This is a genomic window from Candidatus Thiopontia autotrophica, assembly GCF_982804495.1.
Window position 1 is genome coordinate 1 of sequence record NZ_CEYDPX010000034.1, and the last position, 6,825, is coordinate 6,825.

General features: G+C 49.4%; 7 protein-coding genes, 1 tRNA gene and 1 pseudogene. 4 read left to right on the forward strand and 5 right to left on the reverse strand.

Translation table 11 applies throughout. The annotated features are described in order from the left end of the window. Positions 1 to 32: 32 nt before the first annotated feature. The gene (gene pepN, locus AC3ZFK_RS07925) at positions 33 to 2,630 is read right to left on the reverse strand and encodes an aminopeptidase N (protein ID WP_489433773.1); all 2,598 of its coding nucleotides are present in this window, start codon (positions 2,628 to 2,630) and stop codon (positions 33 to 35) included. Positions 2,631 to 2,704: 74 nt separating this feature from the next. Between pepN and AC3ZFK_RS07930 the strand changes: the two genes are divergently transcribed. Next, positions 2,705 to 2,959, forward strand: coding sequence for a glutaredoxin domain-containing protein (locus AC3ZFK_RS07930; RefSeq protein WP_487507389.1), 255 nt, complete (start codon positions 2,705 to 2,707; stop codon positions 2,957 to 2,959). On the opposite strand, the gene AC3ZFK_RS07935 is transcribed toward AC3ZFK_RS07930, so the two are convergent. Further along, the gene (locus tag AC3ZFK_RS07935; RefSeq protein WP_487507390.1) at positions 2,952 to 3,599 is read right to left on the reverse strand and encodes a transglycosylase SLT domain-containing protein; all 648 of its coding nucleotides are present in this window, start codon (positions 3,597 to 3,599) and stop codon (positions 2,952 to 2,954) included. The two genes, AC3ZFK_RS07930 and AC3ZFK_RS07935, sit on opposite strands and share 8 nt — an antisense overlap. An 84-nt stretch (positions 3,600 to 3,683) precedes the next feature. Between AC3ZFK_RS07935 and AC3ZFK_RS07940 the strand changes: the two genes are divergently transcribed. The 3 genes from AC3ZFK_RS07940 to AC3ZFK_RS07950 all read left to right on the forward strand — a co-directional run bounded on the left by AC3ZFK_RS07940 (position 3,684) and on the right by AC3ZFK_RS07950 (position 5,564). Beyond that, positions 3,684 to 4,238: a DUF302 domain-containing protein gene (locus tag AC3ZFK_RS07940; RefSeq protein WP_487507391.1), complete on the forward strand. Its 555-nt coding sequence runs from the start codon at positions 3,684 to 3,686 to the stop codon at positions 4,236 to 4,238. Next, entirely contained in the window at positions 4,238 to 4,996 is a 759-nt protein-coding gene (locus AC3ZFK_RS07945; protein WP_487507392.1) for a glucosaminidase domain-containing protein, read from the forward strand. Before AC3ZFK_RS07940 ends, AC3ZFK_RS07945 begins: the two co-directional genes overlap by 1 nt. A 70-nt stretch (positions 4,997 to 5,066) precedes the next feature. After that, positions 5,067 to 5,564 carry a hypothetical protein gene (locus AC3ZFK_RS07950; RefSeq protein WP_487507393.1) on the forward strand — a complete coding sequence of 166 codons (498 nt, stop codon included), beginning with the start codon at positions 5,067 to 5,069 and terminating at the stop codon, positions 5,562 to 5,564. 172 nt (positions 5,565 to 5,736) lie between these two features. On the opposite strand, the gene AC3ZFK_RS07955 is transcribed toward AC3ZFK_RS07950, so the two are convergent. The 3 genes and pseudogenes from AC3ZFK_RS07955 to recA form a co-directional block, all read right to left on the reverse strand. Continuing rightward, the gene (locus AC3ZFK_RS07955) at positions 5,737 to 6,357 is read right to left on the reverse strand and encodes an ankyrin repeat domain-containing protein (protein WP_487507394.1); all 621 of its coding nucleotides are present in this window, start codon (positions 6,355 to 6,357) and stop codon (positions 5,737 to 5,739) included. Positions 6,358 to 6,489: 132 nt separating this feature from the next. Then, positions 6,490 to 6,576: transfer RNA gene (locus AC3ZFK_RS07960), tRNA-Leu, on the reverse strand. Between the two features lie 85 nt (positions 6,577 to 6,661). Next, positions 6,662 to 6,825, reverse strand: a pseudogene (gene recA, locus AC3ZFK_RS07965) (recombinase RecA); the annotation flags it as partial.

Here is a 6,825-nt window from a genome sequence, read left to right on the forward strand (position 1 = left end):
TGATCTCCATTTGTTACATGATCTCAATAACACTAAAAACGCAGACCTGACCCCCTCACAATCTCATATACATCCCTGGATAGCCCCTCTCTGTCGGCAATTCTCTGTAGCTGAGCTCGCATCAGAGACTGCCTTCCATCGTCATATCGCCGCCACTGGTTGAATGCGCCAACCATGCGAGCCGCAACCTGAGAATTAAATTTATCCAGCCTCAGAACCTGATCAGCCAGGAAACGGTACCCTCGCCCATCAGCATCGTGAAAATGGAGCTGATTTCCATGGGCAAAAACCCCGACCAGTGAACGCACTCTGTTGGGGTTAGTGATGTCGAAGTCAGGATGGTTTAGCAGAGCTTCAACCCGATTCATTGCATCTGGGAGTTGCGAGCCAGCCTGCAGCGCAAACCACTTATCCACCACCAAGCGCTCATCTCTCCACTTATCGTAGAAGTTGTTAAGTGCTGATGTGCGTTGCGGCAGATCAACCTGCTCCAGTGCAGATAGCGCCCCCATCTCATCACTCATGTTCTCTGCCTGCTCCAGCTGAGTAACTGCCATATCGACAACATCATCACTTCCGAGACGCATCAACATGCCGAGAAGCTGGTTACGCAGCGTACGTCCGGCAATCATCTCCGGATCAAGTTTGTGATAGAGCTCAACCATCTCCTGCTGGTAACGTTCGGCAATGGCACGTATCGCAAACTCACGAGCCTGGTGAATGGCTACCACATCAACCACCTCCATCTTCTCTGCCAGCCAGCGTTCACCAGGCAGCATCAGAGTCTCTGCAATAAATGCCGGATCTTTCTCGCCATCTGCCAGCAGCTCTCCTATGGCATTGAGCCATGCCTCATCCATCTCAGGGGCAGATTCACCAACCCATTTCAATAGCAGTGATTCTGCAATCTGCTGTCCTGCATCCCACCGATTGAACTGATCAGAGTCGTGTGCCATCAAGAAGAGTTGCTGCTCTTCCGTATGCGCTGTCTGTAACAGGATTGGTGCCGAGAATCCGCGCAGTATAGATGGCACTGCGTCAGCTGGAACCCCCTCAAAACGGAATGACTCACTTCTCTCCTGCAACTCAACCATACGGGTAGTTTCCGGCAACAGATCTTCCCCTGTTGTGGCAGAGAGAATACCAACTGCAACAGGAATGTGGTGCGGCTGCCACCCCTCTCTCTCTTCGTCACTTAGTGACTCTGGAGGAAGTTGCTCCAGTGTCAGAGTCATGGTCTCCGACTCTGGATCATGGCTCCAGCTAGCCTGCAGTTGTGGTGTCCCTTTTTGTCTGTACCAGCTCATAAAATGGCTCAGATCACGTCCGGATGCCTCCTCCATACAGCGTACAAAATCCTCAACCGTAACGGCCTGCCCATCATGTCGCTTAAAATAGAGATCCATCCCTTTGCGCCAGCTCTCCTCGCCCAACAGGGCGTGCTGCATACGTACAACCTCGGCCCCCTTCTCATAGACCGTAACGGTGTAGAAGTTTCTGATCTCTATATAGTGGTCTGGGCGAACCGGATGCGACATCGGCCCACTATCCTCAACAAACTGGGCACTGCGTAGCAGCCTTACATCCTGAATCCTCTTTACTGCACGGGAGTTGTGGTCAGCCGTAAACTCCTGGTCACGAAATACCGTAAGCCCCTCCTTGAGGCTAAGCTGAAACCAGTCGCGACAGGTAATGCGGTTACCGGTCCAGTTATGAAAATACTCATGACCAATCACAGCCTCAATATTCAGATAGTCCACGTCGGTCGCCGTCTCTGGCCTGGCCAACACAAATTTGGAGTTGAAGATATTGAGACTTTTATTCTCCATCGCCCCGGAGTTAAAGTCATCAACAGCAACTATATTGAACAGATCAAGATCATATTCACGGCCATAGACTTTTTCATCCCATGCCATGGAGCGCCTGAGAGAGACCATTGCATGGTCACACTTGTCAACGTTATGGGGCTCGGTAAATATGCGCAGGGTTACATCTCGCCCCGATGCTGTCTTGAACTGGTCCTGGATCCCTTGCAGCTTTCCTGCAACCAGGGCAAACAGATATGCCGGCTTGGGAAATGGATCCTCCCAGCTGACCCAGTGACGGCCATCAGGATAACCACTATGTCCTGTCTGGTTACCATTGGACAACATAACCGGACAGAGCTTTGGGTCGGCCGCAATGGTAACACTGAATTTTGACATCACATCAGGACGGTCGGGGAAAAAGATAATTTTTCTGAAACCCTCCGCCTCACACTGGGTACAGAAGATGGGGCCGGACCGGTATAACCCCTCCAGCGACTTGTTCTTCTTCGGATAGAGTCGTGTCTCCATCTGCAGTACAAACTCATCGGGCACGTCACTTATGGTCAGGGTATCTCCATCTCTCTGGAATCTGTCATCACCAAGTGACGCTCCGTCCAGTTGAAGCGAAATCAGCTCCTGACCACCACCACTGAGAACCAGAGGTGCTCCACTCTCGCCATCAGGAGAGGCCACAATCTTGAGGCTCGCCTTTACCCGTGTCTCATCCTCCCCGAGATCAAAGAATAGCCGTACCTCGGGAACCAGATGGTTGGGTGGGGTGTAACTGCTTAGATAAGTTGTTTCTGGAGTTGGTGATGTCATACCGCTTTCCTGTTTACGAGTTCACAAAATCGGCATATCATCCCGCATTCACCGAAAAATGGGAACTCATAAACATGGCCAGAAAAATAAAAATCTACAGTACCGGCACCTGCCCACGCTGTGACAAATCCAAACAGCTACTCACAAAATGGGGGATATCCTACATTGAGGTCAGGGTCGATCAGTCACAGAAGGGGTTGAAAGAGATGCTGAAGCGGACCAACAATGCCCGTACTGTTCCACAGATTTTTCTTGGGGATGATCACATCGGTGGACTGGATGAGCTAACCGAGGCCCATATGGACGGCGAGCTGGATGGGATCAGTTAGGTAGACCGTCGTTTATCTTCAGAGAGAAACGCTTCTCCCTCTTTTTCTTGCCTGAATCTGATGACCTGGAGCGGCATTTTTTGAGCTGACTGCGGTAGCTGTTACTGGTCTCCTCCACCCACTTGGCAACCTTCATCAGACGCGGATGGTTCTCGTACTCTCTACTCAGAAAACCTCGGTGCCCTTCATGGTATGCCAGATAGAGGTTATAGGCATCTTCCCTTGGAATCTTCAGGCTACGGTGGGTACGGTTCAGATACCAGCCGACAAAATCCACGGCATCGGCAAAATCATCACGTTCCGCATCGTTGCTATCTGTCTTCTCCTGGTACTCTCTCCAAGTCATATCCAGCGCCTGGGCATAGCCATATGCACTGGATAATCTCTCACCAGGGATAAATCCAAGATAGTGTCGACGGGGTGCACGTACATCCCCATCAAAACCTGACTCATGACGCACAACTGCCATAATCACCTCCTGAGGAATCCCCCACTTCTGCTCTGCCCTGACAACCTCCTTTTCCCAATCCGGGTTCATCTTATAGATAGAACATATATTGTCCGGATCAAATCGCTGCGACTCACAGCCACTAATCAACAGCAACAGAAATGGCAGCAACATGGTCTTTAAGTGATTCATCAACAACATTGTAACCTCTGCCAGTTTTTTGTATTACCACTTTTTTCAAGGTAAACTCAGCCAGACAAGCTGGAGGAGATAATAATGAAAACAATCCACACACTGTTCACAACACTGTTTTTTTACCTGATCATAAGCCTACCGTCTGTTGCTGATGGCCTGTGGGTCCACCACAGCGTCGAAGAGGAATTCGACACCATCAAGGAGTATATTGAAGAGGGGATAACCAATCAGGGGTTAGTGGTTGCCCACAGCTCTGATGTCGGGGGGATGCTGCAACGTACCGGAAAAGATCTGGTTACCAGAGTACAGGATATCGCCCACACCATGATCAGCAAGGCAAAAGGTACGGTTGGGGTGGCTGATAATAGAGAGCCAACAGTGGTGGCTGCAACTTTTGTCCGCTCCGAGGTGATCGAGTTCTGTAGCGCAAAACTCTCTCGCAAAATGACAGATGCGGATCCTGCCAATGTTATCTTTTGCCCCTACTCAATAGCCATCTACACCACAACCAAAAACCCGGAACTGGTTCATATCTCATATCTTCAACTCTCAAAAATTGGATCTCTGAAATCTCGTGATATTCTCAAAGAGGTGGAGGCGATGCTTGAACAGATTGTGAATGAGGCAACCGAGTAGTGATAGCTGCTGTAGCAGCGCTTCTGTTATCTGCATCTGTTCTTGCTACACCGGTTGAAAATATCCAGCCAGCACTGGATTCAACAGATAATTCCGGTAGCGCCCCGGATTTTGGCAGCATAAAGGATCGCTCGATCCGCAAGAGCGCTTTCATTAGCTATATGGCATCACAGGCACGCCCAATTATCCACAAGATTGGCAAGGAGCGTACGGTTCTGCTTAGTCTATATCTGCGCTACCGTTCTGGTGACTCACTAAACGATAAAGAGCAGAGCTGGGTGCTGGAGCTGGCAAAAGTCCAGGGATTGCACAAATTCAACTCGGATAATGAGGAGAGCTGGAGCGAACTTCTAAAGAGGACAGATATAATTCCACTATCCCTGCTGATGGCACAGGGAGCCCTTGAATCTGCATGGGGAACATCCCGTTTTGCCAGAGAGGGAAACAACTATTTTGGTATCTGGTGTTTTACCCCCGGGTGCGGCATGGTCCCCAAACAACGCAATGAGGGGGCAACTCATGAGGTTGAAAGTTACGTCAGCATGAAAGCTGCAATAGAGAAATATATCTACATACTCAATACACGTCCCGCATTTGAGGAGCTACGCAACCTGAGGCACCAACAGCGGCTCAACCTGCTAACACCATCCGGAACCATACTTCTCAAGGGGTTGGGGCTTTATGCAAAAAATGGGGCGGAGTACATGGAGCTGGTCAAAAAAATCATCCGCCAAAACGGTCTTGGACAATACGATTAACTGCCAATTTCTGCTATCCTAACCACCATGATTCAGTAATCACCATTCTGGTGACCAGGAGATGTATAGGATGAAAATAGTACGTACCAGGATAAGGATATCCACTGTTGCGTTCGCAGCTGGGGTTCTATTTAGCGGCGTAGCCACAGCACAATGGCTTGGCCCATGGGGAAGCGGGAATGATCTTGCTACTGCGTGGGGGCTCGAGACCGACTCAATCGATGATCCTGATGAGGGGCCGGGAGAGACTATCGACTATGGTGCCTCTGAAAAGGCTTTCGGGATGTCAGTGCAATCAGGTGCGGAATCGAGACCACCAGTTGTTACCGAGAGAAGGGCTGCCGCTCCACCTCCACCTGTAAGGACAGAACGTCCGCGCATAAGGGGCAACCGTGCTGGAAATGGATATAGAAGAGCCATCCCACCACAGAGATATAGAAACTATCGACAACGCCCTCCAGTGAGACCTGCACCATACTACGCCCCAAGGAGAATGGCTCCTCCGCCAAGAAGGATGCCTATGCGTCCAGTACGGCCTCTTTCCCCTTACCCGTACTATAGACGCTAAGGGAAGTATGGCTCTGACAATAAAAAAGGATGATCAATGATCATCCTTTTTTATTGAAACTGGTCTCTTACAACCGTCCTCTCTATCTTTTCCTTATTCTGGCAATAATCACTACCACCAACACCAGTAGAATAATTAGCAGCCAGATTCGCCACACAATAACTGTCTCCGGTTAACGGTAGAGTTTGTAATTTACCAGCTCTTTTTTCATGGTGCGGCCAACTGCCAGATCCATTGCAACACGATCATCATCATTTTTTACATCAATCTCAGCACCAGATTGAATTAGCACTCTGGCCATTGCATGGTTACCACGACGTACCGCAGTATGGAGAACCGTATCACCATGTTTTCCCTGGTCATTTACATCTGCACCACTATCAATAAGTATCTTGGCCATTACGATCAGGTCACGATTTACCGCCTCCTGCAGAGGTGTATCACCAAACCTGTTCCTATGGTTAATGTTTGCTCCATGCTTGATCAACAACTCAGCCAACTCATGATCACCCTTGAGAACAGCCTGCATCAGAGGAGAATCCCCGAAATGGTTCTCAATATTTACATCAGCACCATTCTTGATCAGCAGTTCCATCATCTCCGGGGTGCGTGCCAGATGGAGAGGCTGCTCATCATAACGGTTAACCTTGTTAATCGAGATACCCTTCTTCAGCATATTCTGCACCTGCACGATATCATTGCGCGCAACAGAATCATGAACCGAGTGGGCTGCATGCAGGGATAGCGGTGCCAACAGCAATAGAGCCAGCACTGCCCCCTTATTAAATAACATCGATAATCCTCGCATCTCCCCTCTACTCCCAGCTTCAAACAATTCTTTGTAAAGCAATACAATAGCACTGCAATTTGGTAACTGTTGATTATCTAATTTAATAACATAAAAGTCCAGCTCGCTCGATAAATATGGTGCCCGGAGCCGGAATCGAACCGGCACGATCTTTCAATCGAGGGATTTTAAATCCCTTGCGTCTACCAATTTCGCCATCCGGGCCTAACGCAAATTACCAATAAAAAAGCCGCTGAATTATACCGATTCAGCGGCTTATGCACATCAGTGATTTCAGAGCAGGTAGCTGCTATGCCGCAACACTCTCCTTCTCCTTCTTAATATCCCCATCAACCACCTCAAGTTTGGGCTTCTGGTCCGGCAGCAACTGCTCCCGTATCTGCTGTTCAATCTCCCGAGCTGTCTCAGGGTTGTCTTTGAGGTACTGTCTTACCTTGTCTTTGCCCTGGCCTA

Excerpts from the sequence above, each read along its gene's own strand:
- pepN (WP_489433773.1), bottom strand. The coding sequence starts at position 2,630 with ATGACATCACCAACTCCAGAAACAACTTATCTAAGCAGTTACACCCCA.
- AC3ZFK_RS07930 (WP_487507389.1), top strand. The coding sequence starts at position 2,705 with ATGGCCAGAAAAATAAAAATCTACAGTACCGGCACCTGCCCACGCTGT.
- AC3ZFK_RS07935 (WP_487507390.1), bottom strand. The coding sequence starts at position 3,599 with ATGAATCACTTAAAGACCATGTTGCTGCCATTTCTGTTGCTGTTGATT.
- AC3ZFK_RS07940 (WP_487507391.1), top strand. The coding sequence starts at position 3,684 with ATGAAAACAATCCACACACTGTTCACAACACTGTTTTTTTACCTGATC.
- AC3ZFK_RS07950 (WP_487507393.1), top strand. The coding sequence starts at position 5,067 with ATGAAAATAGTACGTACCAGGATAAGGATATCCACTGTTGCGTTCGCA.
- AC3ZFK_RS07955 (WP_487507394.1), bottom strand. The coding sequence starts at position 6,357 with ATGTTATTTAATAAGGGGGCAGTGCTGGCTCTATTGCTGTTGGCACCG.